This is a genomic window from Catellatospora paridis, from assembly GCF_009720365.1.
Taxonomy (GTDB): domain Bacteria; phylum Actinomycetota; class Actinomycetes; order Mycobacteriales; family Micromonosporaceae; genus Catellatospora; species Catellatospora paridis.
The window spans coordinates 575,423-593,896 of the sequence record NZ_ML769313.1 but is presented as its reverse complement, the minus strand read 5'-3'; the positions used below and the strand labels follow the sequence as shown (position 1 = coordinate 593,896).

Here is an 18,474-nt window from a genome sequence, read left to right as displayed (position 1 = left end):
GCAAGGTAAGCCTTGCCTTTCGTTTCCGTCCAGAGGAGGGCACCCATGCGGGTCGCGATGTTCGGTTACCAGACCTGGGGGCACCGCACGCTCCAGGCGCTGCTGGAAGCACCTGACCTCGAGGTGGTCCTCGTCGTCACGCATCCCCGGAGCGACCACGCGTACGAGCGGATCTGGAGCGACTCCGTCGCCGACCTCGCCACCGAGCACGGCGTGCCCGTGCTGATCCGCGAGCGCCCCGACGACGAGGAGCTGATGGCCGCGCTCAAGGAGGCCGACCTCGACGTCATCGTGGCCACCAACTGGCGCACCTGGATCCCGCCGCAGGTCTTCAACCTGCCCCGGCACGGCACCCTCAACATCCACGACTCGCTGCTGCCGAAGTACGCCGGCTTCTCCCCGCTGATCTGGGCGCTGCTCAACGACGAGCCCGAGGTCGGCGTGACCGCGCACATGATGGACGACACCCTCGACGCGGGCGACATCGTGCTGCAGCGCTCGGTGCAGGTCGGCCCGCGGGACACCACCGCCGACCTGTTCCACAAGACCCTCGCCCTGTTCGGGCCGCTGACGGTCGACGGGCTGCGCCTGATCGCGTCGGGCCGCACCGACTGGACGCCGCAGGACCGCACGCAGGCCAGCTTCTTCCACAAGCGCGCCGACGAGGACCTGCGCATCGACTGGACGTGGACCGCACAGGAGCTGGACCGCCTGGTCCGCGCCCAGTGCGACCCGTACCCGAACGCCTACACCTACTACCGCGGTCAGCGCATCCGTGTGGTCAAGGCCTCGGTGTCGGAGGCCGTGTACGGCGGCACCCCCGGCCGGATCTTCTACCGCGAAGGCGACGGCGTCGCCATCGTCGCCGGCGCCGAGGCCCGCCGCGGCAGGAGCAAGGGCCTGGTCATCGAGCGGGTACGCCTCGACGACGGCACCGAACTGGCGGCGACCGAGCTGTTCCGGACCATGGGCGGCTACCTGGGACACTTCCCGGCATGACGGAACTGACCGAGCTGCTGGCCGACCTGGTCCGCATCCCCAGCGTCGGCGGCTCGCCGCACGAGGCACGCATCCAGGCGGTGCTCGCCGACTGGATGCGTGCCGAGGGCCTCGAGGTCGACCTGTGGGAGCTGGCACTGCCGGAACTGACCGCCCAGCCGGCCTTCCCCGGCATGGAGGTCCCCCGGGAACGGGCGTACGGGCTGGTCGGACGGCTGCCCGGCACCGGCGGCGGCCGGTCGCTGATGTTCAACGGACACGTCGACGTGGTGCCGCCCGGTGACCTGGCCGCCTGGACGGACGACCCGTTCAGCGGCCGGGTCGACGGCGACCGCCTCTACGGCCGGGGCGCCTGCGACATGAAGGGCGGCCTGGTCGCGGCGCTGTTCGCGATCCGCGAGCTGAAACACGACCGCCCCCGCGGCGACGTGCTGATCGCGTGCGTGGCCGGCGAGGAGGACGGCGGCCTCGGCACGTACGGCCTGCTGGACCGGGGGTGGCGGGCCGACGCGTGCGTCATCCCGGAGCCGACCGGCCTGGCCGTGGTGCCCGCCAACGCGGGCGCGCTGACGTTCCGGCTGCGCGTGCCGGGCACGTCGGCGCACGCGTCCCGACGCACCGCGGGCGTCAGCGCGGTCGAGAAGTTCCTGCCCGTCTTCACCGCGCTGCGGGAACTGGAGGCGACCCGCAACCGCGACGTCGACCCGCTGATGAAGCGCTGGGACGTCCCGTACGCGCTGGAGATCGGCACCGTGCACGCCGGCGACTGGTCGTCGTCGGTGCCCGATCTGCTGATCGCCGAGGGCCGCTTCGGCGTCGCCCTCGGCGAGTCCCCGCAGCAGGCCAAGGCGGCACTGGAAGCGGCCGTCGGCAAGGCCTGCGCCGCGGACCCGTGGCTGGCCGAGCACCCGGTCACCGTCGAGTGGTGGGGTGGGCAGTTCCTGCCCGGCCGCAACCCCGACCCGGCGTTCACCGCGGCCGTCGTCGGGGCCACCGGGGTCACGCCCGAGCAGTGGGGCGCGCCATACGGCAGCGACCTGCGACTGCTCGCCGGGGCGGGCATCCCCACGGTCCAGTACGGACCCGGCTCGATCGAGCTCGCCCACGCCCCCGACGAGTACGTGCCGATCTCGGAGGTGGTCGCGGCCAGCGCTACCCTGGCCCGGCTCGCCGCGGCGCACTGCCGCTGACCGAAGCCGCCCCAGGCCCCGCCTGCGGCGGCGCACCGTCACCGGCGGCGGGCGCACGCCGCCGGTCCGGGCACCGATCATCATCCGCACGCACGCGGTGCGACCTGCCGCCCCGACAGACCGACCCCCAGGAGGGGACATGCCACAGCTGACCGGCGGCCGCGTGCTGCGCGAAGCCCTGCGCGGCCAGGCGGGCCGCATCACCGGCAGCGCGCTGCTCAGCACCGGCCACCAGGCAGGCGAGGCCATGGTGCCGGTGGTGATCGGCGTGGTCGTGGACCGCGCCGTCGGCACCGGCTCCAGCTCCGAGCTGCTGCTGTGGCTCGCCGTGCTGGGGGCGGTGTTCCTCACCCTGTCGTTCAGCTTCCGCTTCGGCGCGCGGCTGGGCGAACGCGCCGCCGAGCAGGCAGGGCACGTGTTGCGGGTACGCCTCACCGACCGGGTCCTCGACCGGCGCGGCGGGGCGGACACCGGCCGGCTGCCGGGCGCGCTGGCCAGCGTCGCCACCAGCGACGCCGGACGGGTCGGCATGGTCGCGCTGGCCCTGCCCCTCGGTGTGGCCGGCATCCTGGGCCTGGCCGTCGGCGCGGTCGCGCTGCTGCGGGTGTCCCTGCCGCTCGGCCTGCTGGTGCTGCTCGGCACCCCGCTCATGATGGGGCTGGCCCACCTGCTGGGCCGTCCCCTGCAGCGGCGCAGCGAGGTGGAGCAGGACCGGATCGCGCACACCGCCGGGCTCGCCGCCGACATGGTCGGCGGCCTGCGGGTGCTCAAGGGCATCGGCGCCGAACGCGCGGCCGCCGAGCGCTACCGGCTCAGCAGCCGCGCCGCGCTCACCGCGACCGTGCACGCCGCCCGCGCAAAGAGCTGGCACGACGGCACCCTGCTCGCCGTGAACGGGCTGTTCCTGGCCGTCGTGGCGCTGGTCGGCGGGCGGCTGGCCGCCGACGGCACGATCAGCGTCGGCGCGCTGATCGCCGCGGTCGGCATGGCGCAGTACCTGATCGGGCCGCTGTCCATGCTGGTCTGGGTCAACGGGGAGCTCGCCCAGGGTCGCGGCAGCGCCGTGCGCATCGCCGAGGTGCTGGCCTCACCCGCTGCCGTCGGCGGCGACGCCCCGCTGCCCGGCCCGGTCACCGGCCGCCTGGCCGTACGCGGCCTCACCCACGCCGGGCTGCGCGACCTCGACCTCGACGTCGCCGCCGGCCAGCTCGTCGGCGTGGTCACCGCCGACCCCGCCCACGCCGAGGCCCTGGTCGACCTGCTCGGCCGCGAACGCGAACCCGAGTCGGGCACTATCACCCTGGACGGCCACGACCTGTCCACCCTGGACCCCGACGCGGTACGCGCCGCGCTGCTGGTCGCCGCCCACGACGCCGACCTGTTCGAGGGCACCCTGCGCGACAACGTCGTGGCCCCGGCCAGCATGGGCCTGCCTCACCAGCGCACCGGCACCGCGGACCACGGCGGTCTGCTCACCGCGGCGCTGGCCGCCTCCGGCGCGGACGAGGTCGCCGCGACCATGGCCGGCGGCGTCGACGGGGCGCTCGCCGAGCGCGGCCGGTCCCTGTCGGGCGGGCAGCGCCAGCGCGTCGCCCTGGCCCGCGCGCTCGCCGCCGACACCCCGGTGCTGGTGCTGCACGAGCCCACCACCGCCGTCGACGCGGTCACCGAACTGCGCATCGTGCACGGCGTACGCAGCCTGCGCGCCGGGCGCACCACCGTCGTCATCACCACCAGCCCGGCGCTGCTGGCCGCCGCCGACACCGTCCACTTCGTGGCCGACGGCGCGCTCACCGCGTCCGGCACCCACGAGCAGCTCGTGCGCGAGCACACCGGCTACCGCGCGACGGTGCTGGCATGACCGGCCAGGAGGCGACCCCCATGACCGAGCAGCGGGAACTGCTGCCCACCGCCACCGGCCGGCAGGCCGTCGCGGCGCTCCGCGCGCTGCTGCGGCCGCGCCGCTGGCTGGCCGCGGCCGGGCTGTTCGTGCTGACCGCCGCCACCGCCGTCGGGCTGGCCGTCGCGCCGCTGCTCGGCCACGTCGTCGACCTCGTCACCACCGGCGCGCCCGCGTCCGCGATCACCACCCCGGTCGTCGCCCTCGCCTTAATCGCCGTCCTGTCCGGAGCCGCCACCGCGTACGGCCTCACCCTGATCGCCCGGCTCGGCGAAGGGGCCCTGGCCGAGCTGCGAGAACGTTTCCTCAATCGGGCGCTGCGGCTGCCACTCGGGCAGGTCGAGCGGGCCGGCTCCGGTGACCTGACCTCCCGCGCCGGCAACGACCTCAACGCGGTCGCCTCCGTGGTCCGCTCCGGCCTGCCCGAGCTGGCCCGGTCGCTGCTCGCGATCGGCCTCACCATGGCCGGGCTGGCCGTGCTCGACTGGCGCTTCATGCTCGCCGCCCTGCTCGCCGCACCCGTGCAGCTCTACACCGTCTGGTGGTACGGCGGCCGGGCCCTGCCCCTGTACGCCCGCCAGCGCATCGCCGTCGGCGCACAGCAGCAGCAGCTCCTGGAGACCATCGGCGGCGCGCCGACAGTCCGCGCGCTGCGCCGCCGCGAGCAGCACCTGGGCCGGGTCACCGGGCGCTCGCAGGACGCCGTCGACCTGACCATGCGCGGGGTCAACCTGGTCACCCGTTTCTACGCCCGGCTCAACCTGGCCGAGTTCATCGGCCTTTCCGCGGTGCTGGCCACCGGCTTCCTGCTGGTGCGCTCGGGCGAGGTCACCATCGGCGCGGCCACGGCCGCGGCGCTGTACTTCCACAACCTGTTCACGCCGGTCAACATCGCGCTCGGGCTGATCGACGACGTGCAGGCGGCGACGGCCGCGCTGGTCCGCATCGTCGGCGTCGCCGACCTGCCCGAGCCCGTGGCGCCGCCCGCGCCGCGCACGCCCGCCGACGCGTCGCTGCACGCCGACGCGGTGAGCCACGCGTACACGGTCGACCGTCCGGTGCTGCACGCCGTCACCATCTCGGTGCCCGCCGGGCAGCGGGTGGCGCTGGTCGGTGCGAGCGGCGCCGGCAAGAGCACCCTGGCCGGGCTGTTCGCGGGCGTGCACGAACCGACGTCGGGCAGCATCCGGGTCGGCGGGGTCGGCCTCGGCGACCTCGACCCGGCCGGCCGCCGGGCCGTCGCGCTGATCACCCAGGAGGTGTACGTCTTCGCGGGCACCCTCGCCGAGGACCTGCGCCTGGCCCGCCCCGACGCCGCCGACGCCGACCTGACGGCCGCGCTGGAGCGGGTCGGCGCGACGGAATGGGTGAACGCGCTGCCGGACGGCCTGTCCACCGTGGTCGGTGAGGGCGGGCACCGGCTCACCGCCGCGCAGGCGCAACAGCTCGCGCTGGCCCGGCTGGTGCTGGCCGACCCGGCCGTCGCCGTGCTGGACGAGGCGACCGCCGAGGCGGGCAGCGCCGGGGCACGGGTCCTGGAGGCGTCCGTCGCGGCCGCGCTGCACGGGCGCACCGGCCTGCTGGTCGCGCACCGGCTCACCCAGGCGGCGCTCGCCGACCGGGTGGTGGTGCTCGACGAGGGCCGCATCGTCGAGAGCGGCTCCCACGACGAGCTGCGCGAGGTCCCCGACGGCCGCTACGCCGAACTCTGGCGCGCCTGGTCCGGCCGCCGCGACTCATGAGCGCCGGGATTCCGGTCGACACGATCCGCTTCCAGTTCGAACTCCGGCCGGTGGCCGAGGTGCCGCCCTGGGGAAGCCACGTCGCCAACCTGCACTGGTTCGGCCTGACCAGCGGCTGGTACTGGATCGAGGTCGGCGGACACCAGCTGCTGCGATACCGCGACGAGGCCGTGGCGCGCTGGGAGCTGGAGCGCCCATACCCCGACTATTACGTAGTACGGCTCTGGGAGGACATGTTGATCCTCCGCGCGGCGCTGCACGAGCCCGTGCCCGACGACCTCATCGCCTTCGTCGACGGAACATCCCCACGTCGGGACTACCCGGAAGACGACTGGAGCGAAGACGTCGACAAGGCTCTCGACCTGCAGAGCGACTTCGACGTGTACTGCGGCTATCTCACCGACGCGCCGGTCCTGCGGGCCTGGCGGCACGTCACCGACGGGCAGGACGTGGTGAGCGTCTGCCAACGCATCCTGCCTGCCGAGGAAGGCACCTTCGACGGACCGGAACGGCTGGTGGTCACCGTGCCGACGGAGGAGTTCTTCGCCGCGGTCGACGACTTCGACCGGCGGCTCATGGCCGCGATGGACGAACGCGTCACCGAACTCGAACGCACCGGCCCGCCACCGGACATCGAACTCGACGTCGCGCACCTGCGGGTCGAACACGGGCAGCGTTGCGGCTGGCTCGCCGCGCGGCTGGCCGCGCCCCGGCACGTCGACTGGGCGAGGGTCCGCGCCGGTGCCGCCGAGATCGCGACCTGGCCGCCGTGGACCGGCGACGAGGAGAGCGAGCCCGACAGCTGAGCCCCACGCTCAGGCCGCGTCGTCGACTCCGTCGGTCTGCGCACCGTCCTCGCCGGACCGGGCCGCGATCGCGGCCTGGATGCGGCGCTGCGTACGCAGGGCCTTCTTCGCCGCGACGCTGACCCAGCCGTCGAACACCGTCTGGCCCTTGTCCTGATCCATGAGGCGCTCCAGCGTCGGCACCACGCTCGGGTCACCGGTCGAGCCGAGCGCGACGGCGGCCCAGTACCGCAGGTCCGGGTCGTCGTCGTCGGCTGCCGCGAGCAGCCTCGGGACGATGTCGGGCGTGAACTTCGACAGCGCGCTGGCGACGTAGCCGATCCGGGTGAAACCACGGTGCTCAAACGCCTCCCACAGGGCCGTCAGCGCCTCCTCGCCGCCGATCGAGGCCAGCGCATCGGCGGCGCGCTCGCGCAGCCACTCGGGCTCGGACCACAGCGCCGGGACCAGCGCGGGCACCGCGGACTCGTCGCCGATCCGGCCCAGCGCGCGTACCGCCTGCTCCTGAGCCATCCAGTCGCCGCGTTCCAGCAACGCCACCAGGCCGGGCACCGCCTCGGGCAGCCGCAACGCGGCGCAGCCCATCGCCGCCCAGGCCTGGCAGTTGTAGCGGGTGTCGGCCAGCGCGGCGAGCAGCGGCTCGGCCAGCGACGCGTCGACGAAGACGTCGGCCTGGTTCATTGCCCGGCTGTAGAGCGAGCGGTGGTAGTTCGGGTAGTCGCGCGCGAGGGCGCGCAGTGCGGCCAGCGCGGATGCGTCGCCGTCCGCCTTCGCGCGGTCGAGGAGGCGATACAGGTGCTCCTCGCGCGTGTCGAGGTCGCCGTCCTTGAGAGCGCGCTGATCAGGGTCCACCCGACAACGGTAGTCCCCGCTGCTCGCAGCGGTGCAGTCGGTGCCGCCCGCGTCCGTCGACGGGTTCATCGGGATCGGGCGAGCGGAGGCGCACCGCTGCCCGACGCCACGGCCACGTCACTGGATCACCTGGTCCGCGTCGGGAACACTGGTGCTGGCCGGTCGCGGCTCGCAGGGCGGTGACCGGCGCACAGGCACAGGAGGGACACCGATGACCGGCCGCCGGGTCCTGATCTCCGGCGCGAGCATCGCCGGTCCCGCGCTGGCCCACTGGCTGCACGAGTATGGGATGACCGCGGTGGTCGTCGAGCGGCATGGCGCCATACGTCCCGGCGGTCAGACCGTCGACCTACGCGGCGCGGGCCGCACCGTGGCCCGGCGGATGGGCATCGAGGACGCCGTCCGGGCCCGCTCCACCGGGGAGGACGGGGTCGCCTTCGTCGATGCGCGCAACCGGGTCAAGGCAGCGTTCGCCGCGAAGGCGTTCGGCGGGGAGGGTTTCGTCGCCGAGCTGGAGATCCTGCGCGGCGAGCTGGCGGACCTGCTCCACGACCGCACCCGCGGGCACACCGAGTACGTCTTCGGCGACCGCATCACCGCTGTCGACGACCGCGACGACGGGGTCCGGGTGTCGTTCGCGCACGGCGCGGACCGGGCCTTCGACCTGGTCGTCGCGGCCGACGGCATCGGCTCGACGACGCGGGGGCTGGTGTTCGGCGGCGAGGCGCGGGTGGTGCCACTCGGGCTCTACACGTCCTATCTCACCGTCCCCCGCGCCGCCTCGGACGGCTCGTGGGCGCGCTGGCACAACGCGCCCGGCGGCCGGGTCGTCGCGCTGCGCCCGGACAACCTCGGCTCGACCAGGGCACTGATGTCCTTCCTGTGCCCGCCCCGCGGCTACGAACGGCTCCCGGTCGGCGAGCAGAAGGAACTGCTCCGGCGCGTCTTCGCCGGTGTCGGCTGGGAGGCGCCCCGGGTGCTGCGCGCACTCGGCGACGCCGACGAGTTCTACTGCGAACTGGTCGGCCAGGTGCACGCGCCGCGCTGGAGCAGGGGCCGGGTCGCCCTGGTCGGCGACGCGGGCTACTGCGCCTCACCGATCAGCGGCATGGGCACCAGCCTGGCCCTGGTCGGGGCGTACGTGCTGGCCGGTGAACTGGCCTCGCACACCTCGCACCGCGACGCGTTCGCCTCGTACGAGCGCATCATGCGGCCGTACGTCGCGCAGGCTCAGCACCTGCCGCCGTTCACGCCGCGCATCGCGCACCCGCGCAGCCGGGTCGGGATCGGTGTGCTCAACGCGCTGCTGGCCACCGCCGCCAACCCGGTGGTGCAGCGCGTCGCCGCACGCTTCATGTCGCCGCCCGCCGACCGGATCGACCTGCCGGACTACACCAGCCTGCGCAAACGATAAGCCCGGCTCACGCCAGCACGGCAGCGCTGACGGTGTCGGCGTACCAGCGTTCGAACTGTTCGATGGACCAGCCGCGCGTGCGTACCAGCCAGTCGTAGTTGCGCGCGTCCATCGCCAGCCACAGCACGTCGGCGACGCTGTCCACATCGTGTTCGGGACGCACTCCGCCGGTCGCGACGAGTTCCGCGGCGAACATGGTCATGCCGCGCCGCCGCTCCTCCACGTTCTTGCGCCAGATCGCCGCGGCGTCGGCGTCGGCGGTCGCCGCTCCCGCGAGCGCGACCATCACCGCGGCGTTGCGCTGGTGGACCTCGGTGATCTGCCGGGCATAGCGGACCAGCTTGGCCCGCGGGTCGGCCAGGGCCTGGATCTCGGCGACGAAGGCGCGGTCGGGCAGTGCCACCGGCTCGTCGTCACCGGCGGTCGTCACGTCGACCAGATCGGACAGCAGCTGGCGCTTGCTGCCGAACACCGCGTAGACGGTCTGGACCGCCACGCCGGCCGCGGCGGCGATCGCCGTCAGCGGGGTCGCGGCGTATCCCGCCTCGGCGAACAGCCGGCCGGCGGCGTCCAGGATCGCGCGCCGGGTCTGGCGGGCCTGTTCCTGTCGCCGCTCCGACTCGTACCGCCTCTTGACAGCCACCGGCTCACTGTAGTGCTCTATTCGTTAGAGCGTAACTCTAACCAAAGGATGTGGTCGTATGCCGTTCGGTGTGCTCCAGGAGATGCCCGGCGTGAGCGAAGCCGAGTACCGGCTGGTCGAGCAGCATCTGGGCCCGGACCGTCCGCCGGGCCTGCTGGCCCACGTCGCCGGGCCGACCGAGGACGGCTGGCGGATCATCAACGTCTGGCAGGACGAGGCGGCGTTCCGGCGTTTCCAGTCCGAGCGGCTGGTGCGCGCTGCGGGCCTGGCCGCCCAGGCGGAGGGCTTCGACGCCGGCAAGAGCGCCGGGTTCCGGGCGATGACCGTCGACGGCGCAGAGCTGCCGTTCTGATGGCCGACACCGCCGGGCTGCGCGCCCGCAACAGCGCGTTCTGGGCACAGGCCGCACCCGGCTGGATCCGGCACGCTGACCGCCAGGACGAGCTCGGCAGGCCACTGGGCGCGGTCGCGATGGCCCGGCTGAGCCCGCGGCCCGGCGAGCGCGTGCTCGATGTCGGCTGCGGCTGCGGGGGCACCACCGCCGAACTGGCGGCGGCGGTGGGGCCGACCGGCGCGGCGCTCGGCGTGGACCTGGCGGAGTCCATGGTGGCCGCGGCGGGGGCCCGGTTCCCTCCCGAACGCCATCCAGGTCTGCGGTTCGCCGCCGCCGACGTCGAGACCGTGGCAGGCCTTCCGGAAGCGCCGTTCGACGCGGCGTTCTCCCGGATGGCGTTGATGCTGCTCGCCGACCCCGTCGCCGGCTGCGTCAACCTCCGGCGCGCGCTGCGTCCCGGTGGACGGCTGGCCGCGACCGTCTTCCGGGACGGCCCGGCCAACCCGTGGCTGCCGCTCGCGGTGCTCGGCACGGCGCCCCAGGTGGCGGCGCTGCCGCCGCTGCCCGTCGGCGACGAGCCCGGCCCGTTCGCGTTCGCCGATCCGGCCCGGGTTCGCCGGATCCTCGCCGCGGCGGGCTTCGACGCGATCACCGTCGAACCGCACGACGTGGTCATGGATACGCCCGACGACCCCGACGGCGTGGCCGAATGGCTGATCGAGATCGGACCCGCCGGGGCCGGGTATCGGGCAGCCCCGGCACCACGGCAGGCCGCCGCCCGTGCCGCGGCGGCCGGGCTGCTCGAGCGGTTCCGTCGACCGCAGACCGGCTATCGACTGCCATCCGGACTCTGGCTCATCACGGCGACGGCGCCGTGACGGCGTCGAGTCTCCCCTCCAAGCTCGTCCACACCTGCAGAACGGTGACCACATGAGATCCCACAGCCGAACCGCTTCCCTGCTGGCGTCGATGGCGCTCAGCGCGTCCCTCGCCCTGACCGGCTGTGGCGGCGAGGCGGACACTCCGCCTCCGGCGGCGACCGGCGCATCGGCCGCGGCGCTGCCGCCGGACTCCTGTGGCGGCGTCGGCGACCTGGTGAAGGACCACCTCAAGAGCACCCAGGTCCGGTCGGTCGTCGTGAACGGGCAGTGCACCTCGGTCGTGGTCGGCACCTCCCTCGGCGACGACGATGACGCCACGGCACTGCGGCTCTGCGCATCCGCGGCCGAGGTCGCCTACACCGGAGACGTCAACGCCGTCACGGTGCTGGCCGCCTCCGGCGCGGAACTCGCCATCGGCATCTCCGGCGCGAAGTGCATGGCCTGAGGGCTCCCCGCAGGCGGTGCTCCCCACCTGGGGGCACCGCCTGCAACGCATCGCGCCGGTCTCCGGGGTCGACTCCGGCGACCGGCCGTCCGCCTCGTGCCGTTCAGACGCCGTCTGAGCCCTGCGGTTCGTGGATCAGCTCATAGGTCAGCTCGGCGATCTGGCCGTCCTGCACGATGCGGGTCAGCCGCACCTGCGACGACAGCAGCCGCCGCGGCAGCAGCGGCGCTCCCCCGCCGAGGAAGACCGGCGTGACCCCCATGATGATCTCGTCGAGCCGGCCCTGGTCGGCGAATCTGCCGACCAGCTCGCCGCCGCCGACCAGCCACACGTTCGCCGCACCGGCGGCCGCGAGCATCGCGTCGTGCACCGGGGCGACGTCACCGGACACGAAGTGCAGGTTCGCGCCCGGGATCGCGGGCAGGTCGCGGTGGCTGAACACCCAGCAGGGCGTATCGCCGTAGTACGCCTGCCACTTCTCCGGATGGTCCAGCAGCTGGTCGTGGGCGAGCACCCACTCGTACGTCGTCGCGCCCATGCACATCGCGCCGACCCCGGCGAAGAACTCCTTGAACCGGTCGGGGCCGTTGCGGTCGACGACGAACAGCCAGTCCAGCGAATTGTCCTGGTCGGCGATGAAGCCATCGGCGCTGGTCGCCGTGTAGTACTGCGTCTTCGTCACCGTCCCAGCCTGCCACGGACGACCGACATCACCCGGCCGACCAGCCCGTGCGGCGGCCCGGAACGCCTGGCGTGAAACGGCTTCACGTGACCGCCACGGGCGCATGGACAGTGATACATGGCGATGACACCATATGTCGATGCGTCGCATACCCCTCCTGTGCGTGCTCGCCATGCTCGGCACCACCGTGCTGGCCGCACCCGCATCCGCTGCACCCGTCGCGCTGCTCAGCGACCCGGTCTACGACTACGCCACCGCCATCCGCGAGACGGTGTACGTCGAGACGACCCTCGACAACGACGGCAACGGCACCCCCGACAAGGTCGTCGCGGACATCATCCGACCCCGCGAGGCCGCCACGGCCGGGGTGAAGGTTCCGGTCATCATGGACGCCTCGCCCTACTACCAGTGCTGCGGGCGCGGCAACGAGTCCGAGAAGAAGGCCTACGCCGCCGACGGCACGGTGACCAAGTTCCCGCTGTACTACGACAACTTCTTCGTGCCGCGCGGCTACGCGTTCGTCGCCGCCGACCTGGCCGGCACCAGCCGCTCCACCGGCTGCGAGGACGTCGGCGGCACCGAGGAGGTGCAGGGCGCCAAGGCGGTGATCGACTGGCTCAACGGCCGCGCCGTCGGGCGCACCGCGAGCGGCACCGTGGTCAACGCGACGACCTGGACCACCGGCAAGGTCGGCATGATCGGCAAGTCGTGGGACGGCACCGTCGCCAACGCGGTCGCCGCCACCGGCGTGCAGGGCCTGGAGACCATCGTGCCGATCGGGGCGATCTCCAGCTGGTACGACTACAACCGCGTCAACGGCATGGTGAACCCGAAGGTCAGCTCCGTGCCGAGCCTGCACACCACCGTCAACGGCCGACCCTCGGGCACCTGCACCGCCGTGTCCAGCGCCCTGAGCAGCGGGGCCGTCAGCAACGGCAACTACAACTCGTTCTGGGCCGCCCGCAACTACGTCCCCGCCGCGGCGTCGGTGCACGCGAGCGTCTTCGTCGTACACGGCATGAACGATCTGAACGTGCAGGGCGTGCACTTCGGACAGTGGTGGGACGCGCTCGCGGCCAACAACGTGCCCCGCAAGATCTGGCTCTCGCAGGAGGGTCACGTCGACCCGTTCGACTTCCGCCGCGCCGCGTGGGTGGACACGCTGCACCGCTGGTTCGACTTCTGGCTGAAGGGCATCGCCAACGGCATCATGAGCGAGCCGATGGCCGACGTCGAACGGGCCGCCGACGTCTGGCAGACCAGCGCGCAGTGGCCGCCGTCGGGCACCACCACGGCCAACTACGTGCTGCAGGGCACCGGCAACCCGGGCGTACTGGCGTCGTCGGGCGCGGGCTCGGGCAGCCTGTCGCTGACCGACGCGCCGTCGCTCAGCGAGGCCAACGCGGTCAGCTCGCCGACGACCGCCCGCACCGGCCGCAAGGTCTACCAGACCCCGGTGCTGACCTCTGACCTGCGCATCTCCGGCACCCCGACGATCACGCTAAGGGTCCGGTCGAGCAAGGCCACCACCACCCTGACCGCCAAGCTCGTCACGTACGGCACCGCCACCCGGGTCAACTACCGCGCCTCGGGCGAGGGCATCAGCACGCTGACCACCGAGTCCTGTTGGGGTTCCTCGTCGAGCACCGACGACGCCTGCTACAAGAACACCGCGAAGGTCGTGTCCAGCGCCGCGTACCAGGTGCTGTCCCGCGGCTGGATGGACGGCCAGCACCGCGACTCGCTGACCAGCACCACCGCCATGAACACCAGCACCTACTACACGATCACCTGGAAGCTGCGCCCCATCGACCAGATCATCCCCGCCGGCCAGCGCCTCGGCCTTGTCCTCACGCTGACCGACCCCGAGTTCGCCACCGCCCACTCCACCGGCGCAACAGCCACCATCGACCTCACCGCCAGCGTCCTCAAACTCCCGATCGCCCCCGCCGCCGGCTTCACCGCCCAGTCCCTCTCCCCCCAGACCGCTCCCCCCGTCGTCGTAGACGGCACCTGGAGCCCCACCACCGGCACGCGCTTCCAGTAACAAAGTAAGGAAGGGCACCTTCTTATCGGATTCCGTAGAAGAAGGTGCCCTTCCAAACACCAGCCGGCTATCGCCTGGCGTGGGCGGCCCACCGGAGGCCGAGTTCGCCGCGCGCATCGACGTTGAGGTTGCCGCAGACAACGAAGCCGTCATGCGTCCCGTCCGACACCGTGAGGTACGCGTACCGGTGCCGGAACCGCTCCGGAACCTCGGGAAAGCCGTCGACCTCGGTGAGGTCGCCCAGGTCGGCGATGAATAGCTCGCGGTAGTGGGCCCTGGTGTTCATGGCGAGCACGTCCACGAACACGACGTCGACCGACTTCTCGAACCTGCTCGTGCCGTGACCAGGGTCGGTGCGGCCGTGACTGCGCAGGACGAGGGTGCGGTGCGACACCGTGTACACCCACGGCTGGAACGGGCGCTCAAGTTGCACTGGCAGGGTCTGCCAGAGTTGACGCACGACAATCCCTTCAGCGTTCGGCGGGGACGCCTTCGCGGGCGTCGAGCAGCTCGTCCCAGTGCTCCCGCGCCCACGCGCACGCCGCGTCCATCGGGGCGAGCATGCTGCGGCCAAGCAGGGTCAGCTCGTACGACACCTGTCGGTCCGCGACGCGGCGTCGCACCAGACCGTCGCGTTCCATCGAGCGCAGCGACTTGGTCAGCACCTTCGCGGTGACGCCGCGCAGCGGCACCCGCAACTCCGAGAAGCGCCGCGGGCCGTCCTCCAGGCAGCGCATCACCATGCCGGTCCACTTGTCACCGAACCGGATCGGCGACAGATCGGACGGGCAGATCTCGTCGAACATGTCCGGGGCCAGGGGCGCGATCACGCGGGCGATGGTAGCCGGTATCCGAACGGATACCACGCGTCTGGATAACGTCCGCTGTGTGGCCGGAACACGCCCGGCCCACACCACCGAGAGGCGGCACCATGAGCAGGATCGTCATCTTCGGAGCCGGCGGCAGGGCGGGCCGGGCCGTCGCGGCCGAGGCACGGCAGCGAGGACATCAGGTGACCGCGGTGGTACGCGATCCCGCGCGCCACGTCGACCTCGCCGCCGACGAGGTACTGGCCGGTGACGTGACCGACCCCGCCGACGTCGCCCGGGTCGCGGCCGGTCACGACGCGGCGGTCAACGCCTCCGCCGACCTCGCCGCGGACCCCGCGACGTTCTTCCCGGCGGCGGCACATGCCCTGCTCGACGGGCTGCCCCGGGCCCGGGTCAGCCGGCTCGTCACCGTCGGACTGGCGTCGGTGCTGGACACGGCATCTGGCACACCCCTGATGGACACGCCCGGCTACCCGCAGGAGTACCGGACCTTCTACCTCGGCCACGCGGCGGGCACAGCGGTGCTGCACGCGGCGACGACCGACCTGGACTGGCTGGTCCTGAGCCCGGCCGGGGACTTCGACCACGCCGCCGGACGCACCAGCCTGTACCGCGTCGCCGCAGCCGACGCCGCCAGCCGCATCAGCTACCCCGACTTCGCCGTCGCCGTGCTCGACGAGATCGAGAACCCCGCCCGCCACCGCGTCCACCTGGGCGTCGAAGCCGGATGAGCGCCGAGGAGGTCATCGACAGCCCGGTCCCCTGGGTGGCCGGGCACATCCGGCGCCTCGTCGAGACCGGCGGCCACGCCCGGCCCGGCATGAACGACCTGCTGCTGACCACCCGTGGACGCAGGACGGGCACCCTGCGCCGCACCGCACTGGTGTACATCCGCAACGGCGAGCGCTACCTCGTCGTCGCCTCCAACGCCGGAGCGGACCGGCACCCGGCCTGGTATCTCAACCTGGTCGCCGATCCGGCCGTTATCGTCCAGGTCGGCTCGCAGACGTTCGCGGCGACCGCCCGCACCGCCACGGCGGCGGAGCGGCCGCGCCTCTGGCGGCTCATTGTCGAGACCATGCCGAGCTACCAGGGGTATCAGGAGTCGACCGAGCGGCAGATCCCGGTGGTCATCGTCTCCACTGAGGCGGTCTTCGGCGAGGTGCCGACCATGTGAGAATCGAGGAATGCAGTCTGTCGACGGCATGGTCGACGACGTCGTCCGGTCGGCCGCCCGGTTCACCGCATCCGCTGCGGCGCTGACCGACACCGGCCTGCGAGCTCCTTCGGGCCTCGCGCGTTGGACACGTGCCCATGTGCTGGCCCACCTCGCCGGGAGTGCCGACGCCTACGTGCGCCTGCTGCGCTCTGCCCGCGCGGACCACCGTGCGCCCCGCCGTCCAGCGGATGCCGCTGCGCTGGCCCATGCGGTCGAGGAAGACGCCGCCCGGCCTGCCACCGAACTCGTCGGGCGACTGAACGACAGTCTGGAGCGGTTCGTGCACGAGGCCCGGACCATGTCGACGGAAGCGTGGGATGGCATGGTCACGGCACTGACGGGCTGGCGTCACCCTGCCTGGTACACACTCCGCCGGTGCCTGCGCGAACTCGAAACCCATCACGTGGATCTCGACGTCGGCTACCGAACAGCAGACTGGCCGGCCGGATACGTCACGTGGGCGCTCACGGAAACGCTCGCCGCGCTGAAGGCGCAAGGCTTTCCGCTTGCTCGCGTCAGGGCGACCGATCTCGGTCGGACCTGGGACGTGGACGGCGACGGCCCCGCGGTCGCCGCCCCGGGACACGTCCTGCTCGGCTGGTTCAGCGGCAGGGCGCCCGCCGACGGGCTGGCGTCGGACCATCAGCTGACGGCTCTGCCGACCCCGCCGACCTGGCCGCAGCCAGCCGTCCCCGGCTGGGGTCACGACCGTTCGCGGAGTTGGCCGCCGGTGGTGTCGGCATCGTGACCGAGGAAGGTTTCACGCTCAAACTGACACATGACCAGGCGCTTGTTCTATCCGACTGGCTTGACCGGATGATTGGCACCGCGGACTTCGACACGTTCGTAAACCAGGATCGCGCGGTCTGGTCGCCGCTGTATCGGATCTCCGGAGCCCTCGAGACGTCACTCGTGGAGGTCTTCTCACCCGATTACGCTGCTCTTCTGGCGGCCGCTCGGGAGCGTTTACTCGACACGCTGGGTGAAGTGGGTCGGCCGGTCGAAGACGACGGCCAGCCGTAGTCCGCTGCGCGAGTGGTCACAGTTAGCGACGTACCCGTTCGCGGATGGCGAGTAGGCCGAGGGCGAGCAGCAGCGGTGCGACCAGGCGCAGCACCAGTTCGATCCAGTCGCCGGTCGGGGTGAGCGCCACGTCCGAGCCGCGCAGCAGCGTGGAGGCGGCGCGCAGGGTGTAGCGCAGGGAGTCGCCGTACCCGGTGGGGGTCTGGAAGCCCCAGCGGGCCAGGGCCGCGCTCGCGGCGGCGGCGACGAGGCCGAGGGTCACGAAGGCCCGCCAGGCTCGCTGGCCGTAGCCGGACAGCAGCCAGTACAGGCACAGCAGCAGCCACTCCCCGAGGGTGCTGAACGCCGCCCGCCAGTCCCGGGCGCGCAGGTCGGCGCGCACGCTGCGGCGCAGGCCGATGCGGCGCATCTCCATCTCGCCGTAGTAGAAGTCGGACGCGGCCCGCTGGTCCTTGCGGTCCTGCATCATGCTGCGCAGCGAGTGGTAGTCGGCCTGCACGCTGTCGACCGAGGGCGCTTCACGGCCGTCGGTGCCGGGCAGCGCCCACCGGACGTGGCCGCGTACGCGGTGCTCGTCGGCGAGGGTGACGCGGTGGGTGACCCAGAGGCCGCGCGGTGAGGTACGCCAGCTGTGCCAGTCGTCGACGGTCAGTTTGTCCAGATGGTGCGCGCCGGTGAAGGAGCACTCGGACAGGTCCACGTAGGACAGGCGGAGCTGGCTGAGGTCGGTGCCGAGGGTCCGCCCGAGCACCGGCCGGTCCTGCATGCGCCAGGCCTCGACGGTCGACGCGGCGGCGGCGATCGCGGACGGGCCGCCCAGGTCCACTTCGAGCAGGTCGAGGCGAGTCGGCCCGGCGCAGGTGAGGCGGACCCCGCGATGGAAGCCTGCCCGCTGCATGTCGACGCGGGGCACGTCGCCGAGTTGTAGCAGGGCGCGGTGCTGGAAGGTGGTGCGGCGCAGGTCCAGGCTCTCGGCCCGCAGGTCGGTGATCTCGACGGATCCGGCGAGCGTCGCGCGGGCCAGCGAGACCACGCTTTCGCAGGCCACCTCGGCGATGAAGACGTCGCGCTCCAGCACCGCGTCGCGCAACCGCAGCACCCCGCCGACGGCCAGGTGCGCGATCGAGACGTAAGCCTGCATCCGCGCGCTGTTGAAGTCGGCGAGTCCGCCGACGGTGACGTTCCTGATCCGCAACGAGCCGCGGAAGGTGGTGCCGGCGCAGTTCAGGCCGCCCGTGATCACGAGGTCGGTGAGCTGGACGTCGTCGAGGCGCTGCCCGCTGAGGTCGAGGTCGGCGAGCACGTGCCGGCCGTCGTCGTCGGTGGGGCAGTTCTCGATGTGGTGCGCCAGGCACCGTTCCTCGACGACGGCCTCGTTCGAGCACTGCACGCAGTTCGCCACGGGCGCGACCCTAACCCATGCGCACGAGCCCACCGACAGCCGTCTGTCCATTACGGAGCACGGCC

Annotated in this window: 20 protein-coding genes; 14 read left to right on the top strand and 6 right to left on the bottom strand. The window is 72.6% G+C overall.

Going from position 1 to position 18,474, the window contains the following annotated elements:
- Positions 1–45: 45 nt before the first annotated feature.
- The 5 genes from F9C41_RS07500 to F9C41_RS07480 all read left to right on the top strand — a co-directional run bounded on the left by F9C41_RS07500 (position 46) and on the right by F9C41_RS07480 (position 6,637).
- The gene (locus F9C41_RS07500) at positions 46–999 is read left to right on the top strand and encodes a methionyl-tRNA formyltransferase (protein ID WP_155385908.1); all 954 of its coding nucleotides are present in this window, start codon (positions 46–48) and stop codon (positions 997–999) included.
- Positions 996–2,189: an ArgE/DapE family deacylase gene (locus tag F9C41_RS07495; RefSeq protein WP_155385907.1), complete on the top strand. Its 1,194-nt coding sequence runs from the start codon at positions 996–998 to the stop codon at positions 2,187–2,189. Before F9C41_RS07500 ends, F9C41_RS07495 begins: the two co-directional genes overlap by 4 nt.
- A gap of 139 nt (positions 2,190–2,328) precedes the next feature.
- Positions 2,329–4,050, top strand: a complete 1,722-nt coding sequence (locus F9C41_RS07490) for an ABC transporter ATP-binding protein (protein ID WP_155385906.1) — start codon at positions 2,329–2,331, stop codon at positions 4,048–4,050.
- Positions 4,047–5,831, top strand: coding sequence for an ABC transporter ATP-binding protein (locus F9C41_RS07485; protein WP_230689398.1), 1,785 nt, complete (start codon positions 4,047–4,049; stop codon positions 5,829–5,831). Before F9C41_RS07490 ends, F9C41_RS07485 begins: the two co-directional genes overlap by 4 nt.
- Entirely contained in the window at positions 5,828–6,637 is an 810-nt protein-coding gene (locus F9C41_RS07480; protein WP_155385905.1) for a DUF5984 family protein, read from the top strand. The genes F9C41_RS07485 and F9C41_RS07480 overlap by 4 nt, the downstream gene beginning before the upstream one ends.
- Positions 6,638–6,646: 9 nt before the next feature.
- On the opposite strand, the gene F9C41_RS07475 is transcribed toward F9C41_RS07480, so the two are convergent.
- Positions 6,647–7,489, bottom strand: coding sequence for a HEAT repeat domain-containing protein (locus F9C41_RS07475; protein ID WP_196279660.1), 843 nt, complete (start codon positions 7,487–7,489; stop codon positions 6,647–6,649).
- Between the two features lie 211 nt (positions 7,490–7,700).
- On the opposite strand from F9C41_RS07475, the gene F9C41_RS07470 reads away from it, so the two are divergent.
- Positions 7,701–8,903: an FAD-dependent monooxygenase gene (locus F9C41_RS07470; RefSeq protein ID WP_155385903.1), complete on the top strand. Its 1,203-nt coding sequence runs from the start codon at positions 7,701–7,703 to the stop codon at positions 8,901–8,903.
- A gap of 7 nt (positions 8,904–8,910) precedes the next feature.
- Here the strand turns inward: F9C41_RS07470 and F9C41_RS07465 are convergent, their stop codons facing one another.
- Complete coding sequence (locus tag F9C41_RS07465; RefSeq protein ID WP_230689397.1) at positions 8,911–9,546, bottom strand: TetR/AcrR family transcriptional regulator; 636 nt, start codon at positions 9,544–9,546, stop codon at positions 8,911–8,913.
- 58 nt (positions 9,547–9,604) lie between these two features.
- Between F9C41_RS07465 and F9C41_RS40595 the strand changes: the two genes are divergently transcribed.
- From F9C41_RS40595 to F9C41_RS07455, 3 genes are read left to right on the top strand one after another with little or no spacing between them, the layout of a single operon-like run.
- The gene (locus tag F9C41_RS40595) at positions 9,605–9,898 is read left to right on the top strand and encodes a hypothetical protein (RefSeq protein WP_196279659.1); all 294 of its coding nucleotides are present in this window, start codon (positions 9,605–9,607) and stop codon (positions 9,896–9,898) included.
- Complete coding sequence (locus tag F9C41_RS07460) at positions 9,898–10,758, top strand: class I SAM-dependent methyltransferase (protein WP_196279658.1); 861 nt, start codon at positions 9,898–9,900, stop codon at positions 10,756–10,758. Before F9C41_RS40595 ends, F9C41_RS07460 begins: the two co-directional genes overlap by 1 nt.
- Positions 10,759–10,810: 52 nt before the next feature.
- The gene (locus F9C41_RS07455; RefSeq protein ID WP_155385901.1) at positions 10,811–11,206 is read left to right on the top strand and encodes a hypothetical protein; all 396 of its coding nucleotides are present in this window, start codon (positions 10,811–10,813) and stop codon (positions 11,204–11,206) included.
- 103 nt (positions 11,207–11,309) lie between these two features.
- Here the strand turns inward: F9C41_RS07455 and F9C41_RS07450 are convergent, their stop codons facing one another.
- The gene (locus tag F9C41_RS07450) at positions 11,310–11,888 is read right to left on the bottom strand and encodes a dihydrofolate reductase family protein (protein WP_155385900.1); all 579 of its coding nucleotides are present in this window, start codon (positions 11,886–11,888) and stop codon (positions 11,310–11,312) included.
- A 139-nt stretch (positions 11,889–12,027) separates the two neighbouring features.
- On the opposite strand from F9C41_RS07450, the gene F9C41_RS07445 reads away from it, so the two are divergent.
- Positions 12,028–13,935, top strand: a complete 1,908-nt coding sequence (locus F9C41_RS07445) for a Xaa-Pro dipeptidyl-peptidase (RefSeq protein ID WP_155385899.1) — start codon at positions 12,028–12,030, stop codon at positions 13,933–13,935.
- 67 nt (positions 13,936–14,002) lie between these two features.
- Here the strand turns inward: F9C41_RS07445 and F9C41_RS07440 are convergent, their stop codons facing one another.
- Both F9C41_RS07440 and F9C41_RS07435 read right to left on the bottom strand, forming a co-directional pair.
- Entirely contained in the window at positions 14,003–14,395 is a 393-nt protein-coding gene (locus F9C41_RS07440; RefSeq protein ID WP_155385898.1) for a hypothetical protein, read from the bottom strand.
- Between the two features lie 10 nt (positions 14,396–14,405).
- The gene (locus F9C41_RS07435) at positions 14,406–14,765 is read right to left on the bottom strand and encodes a winged helix-turn-helix transcriptional regulator (RefSeq protein WP_155385897.1); all 360 of its coding nucleotides are present in this window, start codon (positions 14,763–14,765) and stop codon (positions 14,406–14,408) included.
- Between the two features lie 101 nt (positions 14,766–14,866).
- Here F9C41_RS07435 and F9C41_RS07430 point away from each other — a divergent pair, with 101 nt between their 5' ends.
- The 4 genes from F9C41_RS07430 to F9C41_RS07415 are packed head-to-tail and all read left to right on the top strand — an operon-like array spanning position 14,867 to position 17,007.
- Entirely contained in the window at positions 14,867–15,496 is a 630-nt protein-coding gene (locus F9C41_RS07430; protein ID WP_155385896.1) for an NAD(P)-dependent oxidoreductase, read from the top strand.
- Complete coding sequence (locus F9C41_RS07425; RefSeq protein WP_155385895.1) at positions 15,493–15,942, top strand: nitroreductase/quinone reductase family protein; 450 nt, start codon at positions 15,493–15,495, stop codon at positions 15,940–15,942. The genes F9C41_RS07430 and F9C41_RS07425 overlap by 4 nt, the downstream gene beginning before the upstream one ends.
- 10 nt (positions 15,943–15,952) lie before the next feature.
- Positions 15,953–16,732, top strand: a complete 780-nt coding sequence (locus tag F9C41_RS07420; protein WP_155385894.1) for a maleylpyruvate isomerase family mycothiol-dependent enzyme — start codon at positions 15,953–15,955, stop codon at positions 16,730–16,732.
- On the top strand, positions 16,729–17,007 hold the full coding sequence (locus F9C41_RS07415) for a hypothetical protein (RefSeq protein ID WP_155385893.1): 279 nt from the start codon (positions 16,729–16,731) through the stop codon (positions 17,005–17,007). Before F9C41_RS07420 ends, F9C41_RS07415 begins: the two co-directional genes overlap by 4 nt.
- A gap of 22 nt (positions 17,008–17,029) precedes the next feature.
- Here the strand turns inward: F9C41_RS07415 and F9C41_RS07410 are convergent, their stop codons facing one another.
- Positions 17,030–18,409, bottom strand: coding sequence for a hypothetical protein (locus tag F9C41_RS07410; protein WP_155385892.1), 1,380 nt, complete (start codon positions 18,407–18,409; stop codon positions 17,030–17,032).
- Positions 18,410–18,474 lie beyond the last annotated feature (65 nt).